The sequence below is a fragment of the Flavobacterium sp. CS20 genome (genome assembly GCF_018080005.1).
In the GTDB taxonomy this organism is placed as follows: domain Bacteria; phylum Bacteroidota; class Bacteroidia; order Flavobacteriales; family Flavobacteriaceae; genus Psychroflexus.
The window spans coordinates 525,138-542,310 of record NZ_CP073015.1; the positions used below are offsets into that span (position 1 = coordinate 525,138).

21 protein-coding genes and 2 pseudogenes are annotated in these 17,173 nt (G+C 33.1%); 12 read left to right on the top strand and 11 right to left on the bottom strand.

What is annotated here, in order from left to right; translation table 11 throughout:
* Positions 1 to 37: 37 nt before the first annotated feature.
* A pseudogene (locus IGB25_RS02585) lies at positions 38 to 1,056 on the top strand (Y-family DNA polymerase); the annotation flags it as partial.
* A gap of 93 nt (positions 1,057 to 1,149) precedes the next feature.
* Positions 1,150 to 1,302 carry a DUF4113 domain-containing protein gene (locus tag IGB25_RS15385; RefSeq protein WP_371815970.1) on the top strand — a complete coding sequence of 51 codons (153 nt, stop codon included), beginning with the start codon at positions 1,150 to 1,152 and terminating at the stop codon, positions 1,300 to 1,302.
* 285 nt (positions 1,303 to 1,587) lie between these two features.
* On the opposite strand, the gene IGB25_RS02590 is transcribed toward IGB25_RS15385, so the two are convergent.
* Both IGB25_RS02590 and IGB25_RS02595 read right to left on the bottom strand, forming a co-directional pair.
* Positions 1,588 to 1,920: a single-stranded DNA-binding protein gene (locus IGB25_RS02590; protein ID WP_211066037.1), complete on the bottom strand. Its 333-nt coding sequence runs from the start codon at positions 1,918 to 1,920 to the stop codon at positions 1,588 to 1,590.
* A gap of 671 nt (positions 1,921 to 2,591) precedes the next feature.
* Entirely contained in the window at positions 2,592 to 3,092 is a 501-nt protein-coding gene (locus IGB25_RS02595) for a hypothetical protein (protein ID WP_211066038.1), read from the bottom strand.
* Between the two features lie 229 nt (positions 3,093 to 3,321).
* Here IGB25_RS02595 and IGB25_RS02600 point away from each other — a divergent pair, with 229 nt between their 5' ends.
* The 3 genes from IGB25_RS02600 to IGB25_RS02610 are packed head-to-tail and all read left to right on the top strand — an operon-like array spanning position 3,322 to position 5,765.
* Positions 3,322 to 4,383, top strand: a complete 1,062-nt coding sequence (locus IGB25_RS02600) for a 3-oxoacyl-ACP synthase III family protein (protein WP_211066039.1) — start codon at positions 3,322 to 3,324, stop codon at positions 4,381 to 4,383.
* Position 4,384: 1 nt separating this feature from the next.
* The gene (locus IGB25_RS02605) at positions 4,385 to 4,906 is read left to right on the top strand and encodes a methyltransferase (RefSeq protein WP_211066040.1); all 522 of its coding nucleotides are present in this window, start codon (positions 4,385 to 4,387) and stop codon (positions 4,904 to 4,906) included.
* Positions 4,890 to 5,765 carry a glycosyltransferase family 2 protein gene (locus IGB25_RS02610; protein WP_211066041.1) on the top strand — a complete coding sequence of 292 codons (876 nt, stop codon included), beginning with the start codon at positions 4,890 to 4,892 and terminating at the stop codon, positions 5,763 to 5,765. The genes IGB25_RS02605 and IGB25_RS02610 overlap by 17 nt, the downstream gene beginning before the upstream one ends.
* Positions 5,766 to 5,849: 84 nt before the next feature.
* On the opposite strand, the gene tsf is transcribed toward IGB25_RS02610, so the two are convergent.
* The 4 genes from tsf to rplM form a co-directional block, all read right to left on the bottom strand.
* The gene (tsf, locus tag IGB25_RS02615; RefSeq protein WP_211066042.1) at positions 5,850 to 6,671 is read right to left on the bottom strand and encodes a translation elongation factor Ts; all 822 of its coding nucleotides are present in this window, start codon (positions 6,669 to 6,671) and stop codon (positions 5,850 to 5,852) included.
* Positions 6,672 to 6,896: 225 nt separating this feature from the next.
* On the bottom strand, positions 6,897 to 7,652 hold the full coding sequence (gene rpsB / locus IGB25_RS02620) for a 30S ribosomal protein S2 (protein WP_211066043.1): 756 nt from the start codon (positions 7,650 to 7,652) through the stop codon (positions 6,897 to 6,899).
* Between the two features lie 130 nt (positions 7,653 to 7,782).
* Positions 7,783 to 8,169, bottom strand: a complete 387-nt coding sequence (gene rpsI, locus IGB25_RS02625) for a 30S ribosomal protein S9 (protein ID WP_211066044.1) — start codon at positions 8,167 to 8,169, stop codon at positions 7,783 to 7,785.
* A 3-nt stretch (positions 8,170 to 8,172) separates the two neighbouring features.
* Positions 8,173 to 8,628 carry a 50S ribosomal protein L13 gene (rplM, locus tag IGB25_RS02630; RefSeq protein WP_211066045.1) on the bottom strand — a complete coding sequence of 152 codons (456 nt, stop codon included), beginning with the start codon at positions 8,626 to 8,628 and terminating at the stop codon, positions 8,173 to 8,175.
* A 191-nt stretch (positions 8,629 to 8,819) separates the two neighbouring features.
* Between rplM and aroQ the strand changes: the two are divergent.
* A pseudogene (aroQ, locus tag IGB25_RS02635) lies at positions 8,820 to 9,237 on the top strand (type II 3-dehydroquinate dehydratase).
* On the opposite strand, the gene IGB25_RS02640 reads toward aroQ, so the two are convergent.
* From IGB25_RS02640 to IGB25_RS02660, 5 genes are all read right to left on the bottom strand, one after another.
* On the bottom strand, positions 9,229 to 10,515 hold the full coding sequence (locus tag IGB25_RS02640; RefSeq protein WP_211066046.1) for a DUF2851 family protein: 1,287 nt from the start codon (positions 10,513 to 10,515) through the stop codon (positions 9,229 to 9,231). The pseudogene aroQ and the gene IGB25_RS02640 sit on opposite strands and share 9 nt — an antisense overlap.
* On the bottom strand, positions 10,515 to 11,195 hold the full coding sequence (locus IGB25_RS02645) for an SGNH/GDSL hydrolase family protein (RefSeq protein WP_247653580.1): 681 nt from the start codon (positions 11,193 to 11,195) through the stop codon (positions 10,515 to 10,517). The genes IGB25_RS02640 and IGB25_RS02645 overlap by 1 nt, the downstream gene beginning before the upstream one ends.
* The gene (locus IGB25_RS02650) at positions 11,185 to 12,045 is read right to left on the bottom strand and encodes a S9 family peptidase (RefSeq protein WP_211066047.1); all 861 of its coding nucleotides are present in this window, start codon (positions 12,043 to 12,045) and stop codon (positions 11,185 to 11,187) included. Before IGB25_RS02650 ends, IGB25_RS02645 begins: the two co-directional genes overlap by 11 nt.
* Before the next feature lie 379 nt (positions 12,046 to 12,424).
* Positions 12,425 to 12,742, bottom strand: a complete 318-nt coding sequence (locus tag IGB25_RS02655) for a hypothetical protein (RefSeq protein ID WP_211066048.1) — start codon at positions 12,740 to 12,742, stop codon at positions 12,425 to 12,427.
* A 3-nt stretch (positions 12,743 to 12,745) separates the two neighbouring features.
* A complete protein-coding gene (locus tag IGB25_RS02660) occupies positions 12,746 to 12,892 on the bottom strand; it encodes a hypothetical protein (protein WP_211066049.1) in 147 nt (48 codons plus the stop codon).
* A 176-nt stretch (positions 12,893 to 13,068) separates the two neighbouring features.
* Here IGB25_RS02660 and IGB25_RS02665 point away from each other — a divergent pair, with 176 nt between their 5' ends.
* The 6 genes from IGB25_RS02665 (at position 13,069) to IGB25_RS02690 (ending at position 16,870) form a co-directional block, all read left to right on the top strand.
* Positions 13,069 to 14,034: an NAD-dependent epimerase/dehydratase family protein gene (locus IGB25_RS02665; protein ID WP_211066050.1), complete on the top strand. Its 966-nt coding sequence runs from the start codon at positions 13,069 to 13,071 to the stop codon at positions 14,032 to 14,034.
* Between the two features lie 92 nt (positions 14,035 to 14,126).
* Positions 14,127 to 14,369: a type II toxin-antitoxin system ParD family antitoxin gene (locus tag IGB25_RS02670; RefSeq protein ID WP_211066051.1), complete on the top strand. Its 243-nt coding sequence runs from the start codon at positions 14,127 to 14,129 to the stop codon at positions 14,367 to 14,369.
* Entirely contained in the window at positions 14,366 to 14,668 is a 303-nt protein-coding gene (locus tag IGB25_RS02675) for a type II toxin-antitoxin system RelE/ParE family toxin (protein ID WP_211066052.1), read from the top strand. Before IGB25_RS02670 ends, IGB25_RS02675 begins: the two co-directional genes overlap by 4 nt.
* Before the next feature lie 77 nt (positions 14,669 to 14,745).
* Positions 14,746 to 15,765, top strand: a complete 1,020-nt coding sequence (gene ruvB / locus IGB25_RS02680) for a Holliday junction branch migration DNA helicase RuvB (RefSeq protein ID WP_211066053.1) — start codon at positions 14,746 to 14,748, stop codon at positions 15,763 to 15,765.
* Between the two features lie 11 nt (positions 15,766 to 15,776).
* Positions 15,777 to 16,409, top strand: coding sequence for a Crp/Fnr family transcriptional regulator (locus tag IGB25_RS02685; protein WP_211066054.1), 633 nt, complete (start codon positions 15,777 to 15,779; stop codon positions 16,407 to 16,409).
* Positions 16,406 to 16,870: an isoprenylcysteine carboxylmethyltransferase family protein gene (locus IGB25_RS02690; protein ID WP_211066055.1), complete on the top strand. Its 465-nt coding sequence runs from the start codon at positions 16,406 to 16,408 to the stop codon at positions 16,868 to 16,870. The genes IGB25_RS02685 and IGB25_RS02690 overlap by 4 nt, the downstream gene beginning before the upstream one ends.
* The last annotated feature ends 303 nt before the right edge of the window (positions 16,871 to 17,173 follow it).

Genomic DNA, 17,173 nt, shown 5'->3' on the forward strand with positions numbered 1-17,173 from the left:
GGAGAGGGTTAGGGAGAGGCTTTAAACCCAGAAAACTATGGAACTTTTTGCCCTTGTCGATTGCAATAATTTTTACGCCTCGTGCGAACGGGTGTTTAATCCGAGTCTCAACAATAAGCCCGTTGTGGTGTTGTCTAATAATGACGGTTGTGTGATTGCCCGAAGCAACGAAGCCAAAGCACTTGGTATTCCTATGGGTGCACCAGCATTTAAATACCAATCCACTTTTGAAAAACACAATATTCACGTCTTTTCGTCCAACTATGCTTTGTATGGCGATATGAGTCAACGGGTGATGAATACGCTGTCACAATTCACACCAGATGTTGAAGTTTATAGCATTGACGAAGCCTTTCTTAAATTTTCAGGATTTGAACATTTCGATATAGAATCTTATGCACGTCATATCAAAGCCACTGTCGATAAACATACAGGCATTCCCGTTAGTATTGGCGTGGCATCGACCAAAGCTTTGAGCAAAATCGCCAACAAAATCGCCAAAAAATTTGCGGATAAAACTGGTGGTGTTCATGTCATTCAAACTGAAACTCAACGTCTCAAAGCCTTGAAATGGCTCGACATAGATGACGTTTGGGGTATTGGTCGCCAGCACGCTAATCGACTTAAAGCCAAATCAGTCTTTAAAGCTTATGATTTCACACAATTGCCAGACGATTGGGTTCGCCAACAGATGAGCGTTGTTGGACTTCGGCTTAAAAAAGAACTCGAAGACCAACCGACTTTAGATTTAGAAGAAGTCGCCACCAAAAAAGCCATTGCCACCACACGCTCTTTTGATAAGCAGTACAGTGATTATGACATTATCCGTGAACGCGTGAGCAGTTTTGCCATCAGTTGTGGTGAAAAACTCAGACGTCAACACAGCCATTGCCAAATGATTCACGTGTTTTTATGCACCAACAAATTTCGACAAGATTTAGCACAATACCATCGCAGATGATTGTCAAAACCGAATACCCAACCAATTCCAGTATAGATTTGGTCAAATACGCCGTAAAAGCCCTTGATAAAATTTACAAACCCGAATACCAATACAAAAAAGCTGGCGTGATTGTCATGCAACTTCAACCCGAAAACACCGAGCAACTCAGCTTATTTTCTCAAAAAAATCCCAAACACCACCAACTCATGCAAGACATTGACCATCTCAATAAGAGCATTGGTCGTCATAAAGTTAAATTTGGCAGTCAAGATTTAGGTCGCGTGTGGAAGATGCGTCAAGAACGATTGTCACAACGCTACAGCACCACGATTAGTGAAAGTATTGTGATTAAAGTTTAAAATAATTTGGACGTTCCTCCCGATATATGCGGGATTTCCACTACAATCCCTAACGCAAAATAAACGGTTGTTAATAAACAATTTTAAAACGATAACCAATCTCAAAAAAACACCTAAACCCACAAGTTTTTAAAATCCATCGGAGTCAAAGAGAATTAAACCCAAATTATGCATTAGAGCATAATCCTCCATAATAGCCGACGAAAACATAGTTTTGGTCGGGGTTTGTGAATAATTCGGGTTAAAAAAACCAGTGAGTCAAGTGCCTAAAATAAAATCAAAAACCTATTTCTGTGTCATCACAATATTATTGCAAACCACTTCAGTGATGTAGCGTTTGTCACCGTCTTTAGTTTCATAAGAACGCGTAGTCAGTTTACCACCAATCAGCACTTCTTGACCTTTAGAGACGTGATTTTCAATAACATCAGCAGTTTTGCCCCAAGCCACAATATTGTGCCAGTCGGTATTTTCTACTTTTTCACCCTTAGCAGTGGTGAAATAATCGTTGGTAGCTAAACTGAATTTCGCTAATTTTTTACCAGAATCTAAGTTGATGATTTCTGGGTCTTGACCTAATCTTCCCATTAATTGCACATGGTTACGTAAATTATTCATAATATAAAATTTTTGATTCCGCCTTTGGCGGAACAGTTAAACATAAAACCGATTTAGGGTTTCTAAACCAGTGCCGTAACAAAACGACAGGACAAAGATGAGATAGGAGGGAAGAGATATTCGGTAAATAAACATCTACTTTCGTTTACTTTTGTTTGTAACTAATTGTAAATGGATAAAAACCTAATAAACAAATATTTATAAAAAATTAATAAATTGTTAAAAAAGTTTTATATTTGTTGGTTTATGATGGGGTTGTTCGCAATCCCTCATAAACTCGCAGAAACTTTAATCTCTCGACTAACGTAAAATGAGTAAATTTAGGATTGAAAGTTGAAACTTCGAATAAAATATAAACAACTGATTTATAGTGATATAATTTTAGGTTAATCAGAATTAAAATTTAAGCATAATATTAACCAAAAAACGAAAAAAATGATTAAAAAAAGCGATAAAGCAAGTGCCAACACGATGCTATAAGTAATACCTGCGAAATCGCAAAATCGAAAATTTGGATGTGAGTTTTTCGCGAGCAATTTATATTTTTATAACATCAAAATCAGGAAGCACGCAAATGAAAATGACACCGAACGCTAAGCACACAGAAGTATTGCCACAGATCATATACATGAAATTACTGGCACAAATCGGATCGTAATATTAAATACTAATCAATTTTCTTTAACCCAGTCCTTAAAAACATCTTCCAATTCATAAGCTTGAGACAATCCGCGTTTCCGATTGTATCGTGCAAAAAAATAGAGACCTATCCAAACTAAAACAACGGCAATCATCAAATAAACATACAGCATAAACGGGGCATTAACCACAGATTTTGTGTAAGCCATTATAGCAAATCCAATAAACAAACAGACTAAAATAAGATGTAGAAAAATGAACAAAGTCCAATATGAATTATTTGGACTGTAAAGCCCTTTTATTGTGGTTTGAGTTTCTTCGTCTTCAATAATTTCAAGATGTAAGTTTGGGGTGAAAATTTTTTCACGGCTTCTTAGATGATGTATCCACAGGTGGTTGTCAGACTGAGTAAGTCGATATTGAGATTTGTATTTTGATTTCAAGAGTTTAATACGATCTAATAATTCAGTTTTTTCAAGCGAAGTTTTGTGCTGAAATCGTGGACGCAGGCGAATAGTTTTATCAATATCCATAAATTCTAAATTAATGAAATTTAACTAATGTTTAAAGATATTGATTTTTTTTTAAAATATCTCAATCGTTTAAGTGTTCAAAACTTTGCAACGTTGTTCGGCTTGTGATTTGTTTTTCGTAGGATTTTTAAACTGCTTTTTAAATAAAAACATTCATTTTAATTATAATTAAGGCTTTGCTTTATAAGATGTTTATTAAATTGCAAACTCTTTTTTAAGATAAAAAATTATGGCTGTAAAAATCACTGGATTTGGTTGTTATATTCCCGAAATTGTAAGGACAAATGAAGATTTTTTAAATCATAAATTTTATACAGAAACGGGTAAAGATTTCGATGATAACCCACAAGTTATCATCAAAAAGTTTGAACAAATCACTGGCATCAAAGAACGACGATATGTAAGTGATGATCTCAATGTCTCTGATATAGCACTCATTGCAGCACAAAAAGCAATAAATGATGCCAAAATAGATCCTGAAACTTTAGATTATATCATTGTGGCTCACAATTTTGGAGATGTCAAACACGGCACAACTCAAACTGACATTTTGCCAAGTATAGGTTCTCGGGTGAAGCGTTTTTTGAAAATAAAAAATCATAGAACCGTTGCTTATGATATCATATTTGGATGTCCAGGTTGGTCGCAAGGCAGTATTCAGGCTAAAGCTTTTATTGAAAGTGGATTAGCTAAACGCTGTTTGGTTATTGGTGCCGAAACCTTATCGCGTGTTGTTGATCCTCACGACAGAGACAGTATGATATATTCTGATGGAGCAGGAGCAACCATATATGAAAAAAGTGATGATGATAGTGGCATTCTTTCGCATGAATCGGCAACTTTCACCGAAAAAGAATCACACTATATTTACTTTGGCGAAACCAATAATAAATCTAACGTTAGTGATAGAACTGGTTACATCAAAATGTATGGAAGAAAAATTTATAATTTTGCTTTATCAAATGTGCCAAAAGCCATGAAGTCTTGTTTTGACCAATCGGGAAAAGATATTAAACAGTTAAAAAAAATATTTATTCACCAAGCCAACGAAAAAATGGACGAAGCAATCGTCCAAAGATTTTATAAACTATATGGTTTGGAAATGCCAGATAAAATAATGCCGATGAGTATCGATAAGCTGGGCAATAGCAGTGTGGCTACCATCCCAACATTATATGATTTATTCCTGAAAGGTCATTTCAAAAATCAAACTTTAGAAAAAGGCGATATCATCATGTTTGCCAGTGTTGGTGCAGGAATGAATATTAATGCATTGACCTACCAAATCTGAGATGTACGACGACAGGTTTCCGCATAAACGTTATAAACATACTTTAGAATTTTTAAATAAAAATATTCCAGCTCAAACTCATATTTTAGATTTAGGTGTAAAAAATCCATTTTCTAAAATTATGCAAGATGAAGGCTATCAAGTAGAAAATACAAATGGCGAAGATTTAGACGAAGATTTCTCAGCTGTTGAAAAATCCAAAGCAGAAGTCGTTACAGCCTTTGAAATTTTTGAACATCTCATAGCTCCTTACAATATCTTAAAAGCCATTAAAGCTGAACATCTTGTGGCTAGTGTACCTTTAAATTTATGGTTTGCCAATGCTTATAGAAGTAAAACCGACAAAAGGGACAGACACTATCACGAGTTTGAAGATTGGCAATTTGATTGGTTGCTGGAAAAGGCTGGTTGGCAAATTCAGAAACGAGAAAAATTTACAAATCCTGTAAACAAAATAGGTTTTAGACCAATTTTACGTTACTTTACACCAAGGTATTATTTGGTTTATGCAAAACGTCGCTAAGCATCTAAAATTTGCAGTCATTATTCCTGCTTATAATGAAGAAGAACATTTATCAAAATGTTTAAAATCATTATTAAATCAAACCTTAAAACCACATACGATTGTCGTAGTTGATGATTCTTCAACTGATAACACAGGAGAAATCATCAAAGCGTTTGAAAATAAAAATACAATAATAACTTCTATTTATCAAGCTTCAGAAACAAAGCATTTACCTGGTCAAAAAGTGATAAATGCTTTTAAAAAAGGCTTAAATAGTCTAAACTTAAATGATTTTGATATCATCTGTAAATTTGATGCCGACTTAATTTTTCCATCTCATTATCTTGAAGAAATTAATAAGGCTTTTGTGAGTGATAAAAAAATTGGATTATGTGGTGGCGTTTGTAGTGTAGAAAATAGTGGTCGTTGGCAAACAGAAAAACTAACTAATTTAGATCATATTCGCGGGGCTTTAAAAGCCTATCGAGTAGAAGCTTTTAAAGACATAGGAGGTTTACCTTCTCAAATGGGTTGGGATACGGCAGATGAATTTAAATTAAGATATAAAAAATGGAAAATCAATGTCTTACATAATTTGCCTGTCAAACATTTAAAGCCAACAGCAACTTCCTATCAAGACTCATATTTTAAAAAACAAGGTCAAGTTTTTTATGCATTAAGGTATAGTTTTTTACTGACGTTAATTGCATCTTTAAAAATTGCAAAACAAAGAAATCAATTATCTAAGTTTAAAGTTGTTTTAAACTCTTACTTGAAATCTAAAAATAAAAAACTCAACTTTTTATTGAGCAGGGAAGAAGGACAATATCTGAGGCACTACCGTTGGAATCAAATTTGGCGGAAGTTAAGACCATAAAAAAAATCATCTAAAATTACATAAGACGCTGAAACGAGTAGAGCGTGACAAATAAAATAATTTTAGATGATTTAGTCTAATTGCTTATCCTAAAGCAACACGTTTAAAACCAACAACTTCTACATCGCCAAAAGTTTTAGCATATTGTGCAACAGAAGTTTTGTTGTCTTTAATAAACATTTGATTCACTAAAGTGTTGTCTTTAAAAAAACGTTTCAATTTGCCTTGAGCAATTTTATCAAGCATATCTTCTGGCTTGCCTTCTTGTCTTAAATTGTCTTTAGCTATTTCTATTTCTTTGTCAATTGTAGCTTGGTCAACGCCATCTTCGTTTAAGGCAACAGGGTTCATAGCAGCAGCTTGCATAGCAACATCTTTGACCAATTCTTCAGCATTGTCAACAGCTTTAGATAAACCACTTAAAACGGCTATTTTGTTACCAGCATGAATATAAGAGCCAACAAATGGGGCTTCTAAAATTTCAAAAGCACCGAGTTCTATTTTTTCGCCAATAACACCAGTTTGTTCAATAAGTTTTTCTTCAACTGTAATGCTTTCAAAGTCTTGTTTTAAAAGCTCTTCCTTAGAAGAAACATTAAGTGCCTTTTGGGCTAAACTTTTAGCTAAGTTTATAAAATCTTCATTTTTAGCAACAAAGTCAGTTTCGCAATTCAGTGAAATGATAACCCCTTTCGAGTTGTCATCATTGACCAAAGCAATAGCAACACCTTCTGATGACTCACGATCAGCTCTTTTGGTCGCAACTTTTTGACCCTTTTTACGTAGCACTTCTATAGCTTTGTCAAAATCGCCGTCAGTTTCAACTAAGGCTTTTTTGCAATCCATCATACCAGCACCAGTTTGTTCTCTAAGTTTTTTAACGTCTGCAGCAGTTATTTTTGTCATGATTATTTAAAAATTGTAAATTGAGTGATTAAGATTTTGTTTCTTCTTTTTTAGATTTTTCTTCAGACTTTACAGAAGTTTCTTTTTTGTCTTTTGTATTGTCGTCTGGGGTTTTGGTTTCTTTCTTTTCTTCGACTTTATCGGCTGTTTTTTTAGCTTGTGCTTTTTCATCAGCCTTTTTATCTTCTTCTGCTTTTTTCTTTTCTTTTTCTTTTTTGGCTTCTTCTAACTTAGCTTCTTCTTTGGCTTTTTTCTCAGCTTCTTTTTTGCTACATCTTCTTTTTTCTGGTTTTCTCTTTTGTCAAGACCTTCAATAATACCATCAGCTACAAAACTAATAATTTTATTGATTGACTTTGATGCATCATCATTTGCTGGAATCACATAGTCAACTTCTCTAGGGTCAGAGTTGGTATCAACCATAGCAAAGACGGGAATATTTAGTTTTTGTGCTTCTTTGACAGCGATGTTTTCTTTAATGATATCAACAACAAATAGAGCTCCAGGAAGTCTAGTCATATCAGAAATAGAACCTAAGTTTTTTTCAAGTTTAGCTCTCATACGATTGACTTGAAGTTTTTCTTTTTTAGATAAAGTATCAAAACTTCCGTCTTTTTTCATACGGTCAACCGCGACCATTTTCTTTACTGATTTTCTGATAGTCACAAAATTAGTAAGCATTCCACCAGTCCATCTTTCTGTGATATAAGGTTGGTTGGCTTTGCTTGCTTGTTCTGCAACAATTTCTTTAGCTTGTTTTTTGGTGGCTACAAAAAGGATTTTGCGACCACTGGCGACAATTTTAGTGAGTGCATTTGTAGCTTCGTCTAATTTAGTCGCTGTTTTGTAAAGGTTGATGATGTGAATACCGTTTCGCTCCATATAAATGTATGGTGCCATGTTAGGATTCCATCGTCTAGTGAGGTGACCAAAGTGGACACCTGCGTCAAGGAGTTCTTTTACTTCTGCTTGTTTTGCCATTTTTTTAGTAGTTTACGTTCTGTTGGTATAGCAACAACCAAGTGGTTTTTATGCCTTGATTGTTTAGATGCTAAACTAATTTCTTGACATTTGTCGTCAAGATAACAACAAAAATGATTTAATATATAGATTAACGTTTTGAGAATTGGAATTTCTTTCTTGCTTTTTTCTGACCGAATTTTTTACGCTCAACCATTCTTGGATCTCTAGTTAAAAGTCCTTCTGGCTTAAGTTTACTACGATTTTCTTCATCGACTTCACAAAGTGCTCTAGCAATTGCCATTCTTATAGCTTCAGCTTGACCTGTGATGCCACCACCTAAAACATTGACTTTAAGGTCGTATTGTTTTTCGGTTTCGGTCAATTCAAATGCTTGATTGATTTTGTATAATAAAGGTCCTGTTGTAAAGTATTCATTTACTTTTTTTCCGTTTACAACAACATTGCCTTTGCCTTCTGTCATATAAATACGTGCAACTGATGTTTTTCTACGACCTATTTTATGAATTGTCTCCATGGATTACAATAATTCGTTTAAGTTAATTTTTTCGGGTTTTTGAGCTTCAATATCGTGTTTGTCTCCTGAGAAAACACGAAGATTTCTAAATAAATCAGCCCCTAATTTATTCTTAGGTAGCATTCCTTTAACGGCTTTTTCTATTAGACGCTCGGGGTGTTTTTCAAAAACTTGAGTGGCGGTTTTGCTACGTTGACCACCTGGATAGCCAGTGTGACTGATATATACTTTATCATCCCATTTTTTGCCAGATAATTTTATTTTATCGGCGTTAATTACGACCACATTATCGCCGCAATCTACATGAGGTGTAAAATTCGGCTTGTTTTTGCCTCTTAAAATCTTTGCAACGGCAGACGATAATCGTCCTAAAGTTTGATTTTCAGCATCGACTAAAACCCACTGTTTATCAACAGTTTGCGTGTTTGCCGAAACGGTTTTGTAACTTAATGTATCCACTTCAATATTTTTATAATTAAAACTAGTCCTTTTTAAAGGGGTGCAAATTTACAATTATAAATTTATATTTCAAGTTTTTAGTTTAAATTATTTTAAAATGTCAGCTAACATTTTTACAGCTATTTTATTTTTTGCTTTTATTTTTCTGTGTTAGTGATTTATTTCAGTATTTTTAAACCAAAATAAACTTTATGAAAATCCACATCATCAACGGACCAAACCTTAATCTTCTCGGTAGTCGTGAACCTGAGATATATGGCAAGACGAGTTTTCAAGATTATTTTTCTGAATTGCAAATGAAATTTAAAAGCCTTGAGCTTTCTTATTTTCATTCTAATATAGAAGGGGAAATCATTTCTGAGCTTCACGAAGCCGATGATAATGTTGATGGCATTGTGCTTAATCTCGCTTGCTTATTCGCATACGTCAATTGCTATTGCCGATGCCATAAAAGCTTTAGAGACTCCAGTTGTTGAAGTGCATATCTCTAATGTTTTTGCACGTGAAGATTTCAGAAAACATTCTTACATCAGTCCTGTGGTTTTTGGTAGCATCAGTGGTTTTGGGTTGAGAAGCTATGATTTGGCTATTGAAAGTTTTTTAGATTGAATGGTTGAGAATGCGTTTTCCGAGATGGCATTTCAAGCAATAGTTTTTATCGCAATATTCAGTTTTGAGTTGAAGTAAGGCTTGTGAGTGCAAAGCATTCTGATTGGTTTTTGGACGAAGATTTTCAAAAACATCAACTTTTCGATTGCGTTCAGGCTTTAAGCTACTAACTAATTCAAAAAGTTTGTCATTAGATAATTCATTGGTGGTGTGTTTTTGGTAACAAAATTTTAATGGAATTATCGTGTTGATGATCAACAAATCTACAAAGTTTTGACTCAATCGTTTGGTTTTTGGTTTGCTCTGTTTGGTTAAACTGTAATGGGTTTTCCAAAATTCTGACAATTCTATGTCAAATAATTTATAAATATCTTTTTTGTTTTTAACAGAAATAATATCCTGAAAAAGTTGAGGTTGTTGATGATAAACTTCTGCTAATTCAGCCAGACGTAAACTTGGAAAATTGTCGGGTCTTAGCCTAAAAAACTGAGGTTTTTCATCGACCGCTGCAAGTTGGTATTTGTGTTTAAGATATCGATAACGGTCTTGTAAATTTTTGATGTATTGTTCTTCTGTATCGATTTCTAAAAGGCAACTTTGTCCTAATAATAAAGCTTCTAAATCTTCAATATTTTGATGGTGTTTGGCTATTACCTTATAAGGTATAGATTTTGCCATTTGTAGAAAAGCAGTACCATTGACATTCAAACCAAAATTCTTGCACAGTAGTTGAAACAAAACGGCTTCCCAATTGTTTTGGCTTTGATTTAATAGTTTTAAAATCAAATTTGATTTACGTTCCAAACGCTCTATAAACAGACGTTCTAACCAGTTTTGCAATACAAAATCATCAAAATCAGCAAAGTTTTTTTCACAATTGAGTTGTTGTGATTTGACTTTTAAAAGCTGTTCATAACGTTTAAAAACTTCTGAGTCAACTTTTTCTTTTAAAGACAAGCTTGGAATAATCGTATTATCGGCACGATAAACTTCAACATCGTCTTCCCAAACGATATGTAAAATTACATTATCATAAGCCGAATCTTTTTGATGTTGATGTGCATACCAATCTGAAGATTTGAGATGAATTTCAATATTGCCAGCCCAAATTTGGTCATCAATTTTAATTTTAGCATTAAAAAAATCTGGTCCTGATTGATGCTGATTATGTTGACCAACAGATAGAATTTGAAGAATTTCTCCTTGATTGGTTTTTAAAGCTTCTTTGTGTTGAAACTTTTGGTATTGCCAAATATGATGTAAAAAATCTTCTTGCATTACAAGTTATTCAATTGTGGTTTTAATTGTGGTAACAACGATTGAACCCAAGCTTGATATTGCTTGTCATTGGGATGCAGACGGTCATTGATGAGCATTTCATCAGAATGGCTCAATTTTGCTGACAAATCTGTAATATCATAAAACGCCACATCGTGTTTTTGACATTGCTTTTTGGCAATGGTGTTGTATTTTTTTAATTCTTTTATGGCATTGGGTTTATCTTTTTCTTGGGCAAATGGCGTTACACCATAATCTGGAATGCTGACAACAAAAACGCCTTGATTGTTGCTTTTGCATTTAGAAATTGCGATTTCCAGCAATTTTTTAAACTCTTTTTTATATTGAGACAAAGCTTTGTTTTGATATTGATTATTGACACCTATTAGTAAAGACACGATATCATATTGTTTCTCATCTGTTTTTTGTTCTTGAATGGCACGGATCAACTCGTCGGTTCGCCAACCGGTTTTGGCGATAATTTTGGGTTGTTCTATATTAAAACCATTATTATTTAATAGGTCTTGAAGTTGATAAGGCCAAGAGTTTTCAATTTTAAGTCCTTCGCCAATAGTGTATGAATCACCAAGAGCCAAATAAGTTTGCTGTGCCATAATAAGTTGTGAATTTAATGCAAATAAAAGAAGAAGTGCAAAAGGTTTCATGATTCTAATTATCATTTTTTAAAAAAGTAATGCTTTCATCAACTGCAGATTTCAATTCTTTTGAAAGTTCTGTTTTATCCCAAGGTTGTTTGGTGTTATAAGTATGTGTGGCATTTGGGATAATTTTTAATTCGGCTTGATCACACCAATCATTTAATTTGTGAGCTTCTTCAAGTTTTACAGTTTCATCGTCTTCACCGTGCAAAATTAAAAAGGGTTGTTTCAGGTTTTGAACAGCATTTTGAATGTCAAATCGGTCTTGGTTTGCTAAGAAATCTTCATAAAACTGATAGTAGTGTGGCATATCTTGTTTTGTGCGACCATTTTTGACGTAATAAACACCTTTGTTTTGCCATTGTTTTAAATCTTCACCTTTAGGAAATCGATTTTTATAGTTAGAAACAGACGACCAAGTGACAAGTTTATCAACATCTTGATTTTCATAAGCTGTCAAGCAAACAATACCACCGCCACGGCTGTGTCCAATCAGTGAGATTTTAGACGTATTGACTCGCGGTAAAGGTTTTTTTTGCTCTTTTACAAAATTAATAACCTGCTTCAAATCACTCATTTGTTTGCTGTAATTATCATTTCCAAAGGCTTCTAAATCAGGAAAGTCAATTGGATTTTCAAATGTACCACCGTTGTGTGAAAAATTGAATTTTAGAAACACAAAACCAGCTTTTGCAAACTCTTGACCTATTAGATGCCACGCACCCCAATCTTTATAACCTTTATAACCGTGGCAAAAAATAACGACGGGTTGAGCTTGGTCATTTTCGGTATAAGTTAGGTCGGCAACAATGGGTTTATTCTCGTTATATCCAATGATGAAATTGTTTGTATGAATTATTTTGTGTGTCATAAAATATTGATTTACAGTATTTAAAATTAAAATGTTAAAATTTAAAATCAAATTCTGTTAGGTTTAAAATAAAACGCTGTTTAAGTAAATGTATAAAATTAAAACAATTTATCATGAGTAAGAAAAAAGTCATCAAGAAAATATTATTAGTTGTAAATTGGAATAAAGCCAAGTAGCTAACAATATGTATTTTCAATGGCTAAGTTTGGGAGTTAACACCAAAAGTTTGAGATTTATTTTCTAACTTTAGGATTGAAAAACAAAGTGCAACGTTTCTTTGGTCGCCACAGAAAGATGGCTTATCCTAAATGTGAATTCGATAAAAAATCAAAAGCAAATTTTATAAAATATTGATAAATAAATATAAATCAAACTCACGTTAATCATCAAACTCTGGTAGCTCAATAAAAACTTCATTGAGTTGAATGTTCAAATTGTTAAATTCAAATGGATATTCTTCAGCCATTTTTTTGATATCTTTGAGTTTAGGTTGTTGTTTTTCGCTTAGAAGCATCATGTGTTTTGCTTTTGTGTTTAACACATTAATTCTCGATTTTACAGGAAAAGTATCCACGACAGCTGGAATGGTTTGTTGCAAAGAATCTACAACACCATTAAGTGTCGATATATTCGAAATAACATCTTGAAGTGTATAATTTTCTAAACGATTGACTTCAATTTTTAGTTCTTCATACATCGGCTAAGATTTTACTAATGAATCTGCTTGTGGACTGAGTTTGGTGACCCGATAGGATTTGATGTCTAATTTTAACTTTAAACTATCTTCTTTGGCTTTTTCAGCTTCACTGAGTTGATTAGAGTTAGATTTGTTTTGACAAGCAATCATAAAACTGCTTATAAAAACGAAAAATATAAATCTTAAAAATGTGTTCATCAGGCTTCTATGTATTGATTTTTTTAAAATCATCAAATTAACTTCAATTTTGAGTAATAATGTTTAAAAAAACTTATTTTTAAACTCAAAAATTATCAAAAATATAATTTCCAAATAGAAGTCAACTTATGAGTCCAAAGATATTAATAATTGGTGCTTGCGGGCAAATCGGAAGCGAATTAACTTTAAAATTAAGAGAAAAATATGGTAGTCATCAAGTTATAGCCAGCGATATAAGAGAAGGCGACGAGACTTTGATGGCTTCAGGATCATTTGAAATCTTAGATGCAACTGATGCTTCGGCTTTAGAAGATGTGATTTTGCATTACAATATTGATCAAGTTTATCTTATGGCAGCAATGTTAAGTGCTACAGCCGAAAAATTTCCGATGAAAGGTTGGCAACTCAATATGGATACTTTATTCAATGTATTAAACTTAGCCAAAGAACAAAAAATAAAACAAATATTTTGGCCTTCAAGCATTGCGGTGTTTGGACCTTCAACACCAAAGAAAAACACGCCACAACAAACGGTTATGGAACCTTCAACGGTTTACGGCATAAGCAAACAAACCGGTGAGCGTTGGTGTGCTTATTATCACAATAGATATGATGTGGATGTAAGAAGCTTGAGATATCCTGGATTGATCAGCTACAAAACACAACCTGGCGGTGGCACAACCGATTATGCTATTGAAATATTTCACCAAGCTTTGAGTCGTAAAAAATATACTTGTTTTTTAAAAGAAGACACGGCTTTGCCAATGATGTATATGGATGATGCCATTAAAGCCACAATTCAAATTATGTCTGCACCAAGCGAACAAATAAAAATTCGTTCGTCATATAATTTGTCTGCTATAAGTTTAACTCCAAAAAAATTAACCAATGCCATAAAAAAACACATTCCAGAATTTGAAATTGATTACAAACCAGATTTTAGGCAAGCTATAGCAGATTCTTGGCTAGCAAGCATCGATGATTCTTCGGCAAAACAAGATTGGAATTGGCAATATCAGTTTGATTTAGAGCAAATTACTGAAGAAATGATAGAAGGTTTAAAACCAAAAGTTAGCATCGGTTATGAAAATTGAGAATCGTTTAAATCAAACAAGTTTATTTTTCGGTAAATAATACAATTTGCTTAAATTACCAAGATTTAATATATTTGATTAAATTTAATATAATGGGTAAGAACACATCTGTTTCTCTTGGGAATCACTTTGAAAGTTTTATCCAAGAAGAATTGAAAACTGGGAAATATAGCTCTGTAAGCGAAGTTATTCGCTCAGCATTACGATTATTAGAACGTGAAGAAATAAAAGAAAAAGAATTAATAAAAGCTCTTAAAATAGGCGAAGAAAGTGGATTTGTTGAAAATTTTGATTTTGAACAAAATTTGTTAGACTTACACCGTCAAAAATTATGAGCGACAAAAAATATCGGATTAGCCAACAAGCTATTGATGATTTAAATGATATTTGGATTTATATTTATCATAAGTGGTCTAAAGAACAAGCTGATAGATATTATGCTTTAATAATTGAAGAAATTAAATTTATTGCTCAAAACTATTTTACTGGAAAATCAATTGATAAAACACGTAAAAACTATCGAGTTACAAAAGTTAAATCGCATTTAATATTTTATAGAAAAGTTGATAATGGGCTTGTTGAAGTTGTTAGAATATTACACCAAAGAATGAATATCAAAAATCGGTTACCATAAAACCATTTGCTAAATTTAAAACCAATATTTTTACATTATTTTAAATATGCTTATAATAGACTGTCAATAATTTCAGTATGAACGATAATTTAGACCCAACTGGCGAATCATTTTCGTCTGAAGAAAAAGATATTGAACGCGCATTACGACCGCTGAGTTTTGACGATTTTGCTGGGCAAGAAAAAATTTTAGAAAATTTAGATGTCTTTGTAAGAGCAGCTAATCAACGTAATGAAGCACTCGATCATACGTTGCTTCACGGTCCGCCAGGTTTAGGTAAAACCACCTTGGCACATATTCTCGCTAATGAATTGAACTCAAACATCAAAGTAACATCAGGTCCTGTGATTGACAAACCAGGCGATTTAGCTGGTTTGCTAACCAATCTTGAGCCACGTGATGTTTTATTTATAGACGAAATTCACCGATTGAGCTCAGTGATAGAAGAATATTTGTATTCGGCAATGGAAGATTACAAGATTGATATTATGATAGAAAGCGGTCCCAACGCCAGAAGCGTGCAAATTGATCTTAACCCGTTTACGTTAATCGGTGCTACCACACGCTCTGGATTGTTGACTTCACCGATGCGAGCCAGATTTGGAATTTCAAACCGTTTAGAATATTATTCCACAGAATTGTTGTCCGATATTATTCAGCGAAGTGCAGCTATTCTCAATGTGCCAATTTCTCTTGAAGCGACCATAGAAATTGCGGGAAGAAGTCGTGGCACACCACGTATTGCCAATGCTCTATTAAGACGGATACGAGATTTTGCCCAAATTAAAGGTTCAGGAAAAATTGATATTGAGATTGTAAGATATACTATAAAAGCATTGAATGTTGATGCTTATGGTTTAGATGAAATGGACAACAAAATTTTAACCACAATTATCGATAAGTTTAAAGGCGGTCCAGTGGGATTGTCAACTTTGGCTACAGCCGTTTCAGAAAATGCAGAAACCATAGAAGAAGTTTACGAACCTTTTTTGATTCAGAAAGGTTTTATTCATCGCACACCACGTGGAAGACAAGTGACTGAACTTGCATTTACTCATTTAGGAAGAATACCTTCAAAAGGCAATTCATTATTTTAAAATTTCATAAAATGAAATCGCTATTACAAGAGGCATACGGATTTATTTTTGAAGACGAACTCATTGAAGAAATCGATGAAGTTGGGATATATAAATCTTTCAAAAAAAATGATGTCATCATCGAAATAGGCGATTATCTCAAATCGATGCCATTGTTGATTTCTGGTGCTGTCAAAGTTTTAAGAGAAGACCAAGACGGCGACGAGCTATTGCTTTACTTTTTAGAACGCGGTGATACTTGTGCTATGACTTTAACCTCTTGCATTGGAAACACACAAAGTGAAATTCGTGCCATTGCAGAAAGCGATACACATTTACTGATGATTCCCGTGCAAAAAATGGAAGAATGGACTGCCAAATATAAGTCTTGGAGACATTTTGTTTTTGAAAGTTATCAAAGTCGTTTGAGCGAAATGTTAGATACTTTAGACACCATTGCGTTTTTAAAAATGGATGAACGCTTGATGAAATATTTAAGAGACAAAGCCAAAATCAATCAAAGCGAAACCTTAAAAATTACGCATCAACAAATCGCTTATGATTTGCACACCTCTCGTGTTGTGATATCAAGATTACTCAAGAAATTAGAAATTGATTCAAAAATTAAATTACATCGCAATTCTATTGAAGTCATCGACTTATGAAACCCAAAAGTTTAAAAGACATCGTGTTTGTAGGTCTGCAATTTATGTTGTTTATAGCTTTTGTAATCGATGTTGATTTGGGCGTTTTGCCTATTGATTTACCAAGTTTTTTCGATACTGCTTTATTAGGAATAGGATTGTCTATATTTATATTAAGTCTCGCAAAACTTGGTAGAAATTTGTCACCCTTTCCCAGTCCGAAGCCTCAATCAAAATTGGTAACAGATGGTATTTTTAAATATATTCGGCATCCCATCTATACAGCAATTATTGTGACAATGCTCGCTTGGAGTGTTTGGCAACAATCTTTATATCAGGTGCTAATCACTTTTTTGGTGTTGTTGCTATTCTATTTTAAATCTCAATATGAAGAACAACAGCTCATGCAAAAATTTTCAGACTACAAAGCTTATAAAAAATCTACTGGTCGATTTTTGCCAAAATTTAGGAACAAAATATGATATTAAAATTGTAGTTTAATCTCTGTTTAAATGGTTTTTAAAGTATAAAATATTGTTATTCAGAGTTTTATATTTTTACTTTTTCAAAAATATTTTTTATAGCAATTGAAGATATTATCATTTTTTTTATTTTCATTTGTATTAAATATTAAAACAAAAAAAGCATATACAAAACACATAAAATTAGGACATATAAAGCAAATTTTGTTTTTAGATTGATTTGTAGATATTCAGATTATTTTTAAAATAATTTTTTTAAATTCAAACAAACAAAATTGTTTTTTTTGGACAAAACCAAAAATG

Bases quoted from the DNA above. Each gene is read 5' to 3' on its own strand.
- IGB25_RS02650 (WP_211066047.1), bottom strand. From the start codon at position 12,045: ATGACACACAAAATAATTCATACAAACAATTTCATCATTGGATATAAC.
- IGB25_RS02645 (WP_247653580.1), bottom strand. From the start codon at position 11,195: ATGATAATTAGAATCATGAAACCTTTTGCACTTCTTCTTTTATTTGCA.
- IGB25_RS02590 (WP_211066037.1), bottom strand. From the start codon at position 1,920: ATGAATAATTTACGTAACCATGTGCAATTAATGGGAAGATTAGGTCAA.
- IGB25_RS02640 (WP_211066046.1), bottom strand. From the start codon at position 10,515: ATGCAAGAAGATTTTTTACATCATATTTGGCAATACCAAAAGTTTCAA.
- IGB25_RS15385 (WP_371815970.1), top strand. From the start codon at position 1,150: ATGCAAGACATTGACCATCTCAATAAGAGCATTGGTCGTCATAAAGTT.
- IGB25_RS02605 (WP_211066040.1), top strand. From the start codon at position 4,385: ATGTACGACGACAGGTTTCCGCATAAACGTTATAAACATACTTTAGAA.
- tsf (WP_211066042.1), bottom strand. From the start codon at position 6,671: ATGACAAAAATAACTGCTGCAGACGTTAAAAAACTTAGAGAACAAACT.
- IGB25_RS02595 (WP_211066038.1), bottom strand. From the start codon at position 3,092: ATGGATATTGATAAAACTATTCGCCTGCGTCCACGATTTCAGCACAAA.
- rpsI (WP_211066044.1), bottom strand. From the start codon at position 8,169: ATGGAGACAATTCATAAAATAGGTCGTAGAAAAACATCAGTTGCACGT.
- rpsB (WP_211066043.1), bottom strand. From the start codon at position 7,652: ATGGCAAAACAAGCAGAAGTAAAAGAACTCCTTGACGCAGGTGTCCAC.
- ruvB (WP_211066053.1), top strand. From the start codon at position 14,746: ATGAACGATAATTTAGACCCAACTGGCGAATCATTTTCGTCTGAAGAA.
- IGB25_RS02655 (WP_211066048.1), bottom strand. From the start codon at position 12,742: ATGTATGAAGAACTAAAAATTGAAGTCAATCGTTTAGAAAATTATACA.
- IGB25_RS02660 (WP_211066049.1), bottom strand. From the start codon at position 12,892: ATGATTGCTTGTCAAAACAAATCTAACTCTAATCAACTCAGTGAAGCT.
- IGB25_RS02610 (WP_211066041.1), top strand. From the start codon at position 4,890: ATGCAAAACGTCGCTAAGCATCTAAAATTTGCAGTCATTATTCCTGCT.
- IGB25_RS02675 (WP_211066052.1), top strand. From the start codon at position 14,366: ATGAGCGACAAAAAATATCGGATTAGCCAACAAGCTATTGATGATTTA.
- IGB25_RS02670 (WP_211066051.1), top strand. From the start codon at position 14,127: ATGGGTAAGAACACATCTGTTTCTCTTGGGAATCACTTTGAAAGTTTT.
- IGB25_RS02685 (WP_211066054.1), top strand. From the start codon at position 15,777: ATGAAATCGCTATTACAAGAGGCATACGGATTTATTTTTGAAGACGAA.
- IGB25_RS02600 (WP_211066039.1), top strand. From the start codon at position 3,322: ATGGCTGTAAAAATCACTGGATTTGGTTGTTATATTCCCGAAATTGTA.
- IGB25_RS02665 (WP_211066050.1), top strand. From the start codon at position 13,069: ATGAGTCCAAAGATATTAATAATTGGTGCTTGCGGGCAAATCGGAAGC.
- IGB25_RS02690 (WP_211066055.1), top strand. From the start codon at position 16,406: ATGAAACCCAAAAGTTTAAAAGACATCGTGTTTGTAGGTCTGCAATTT.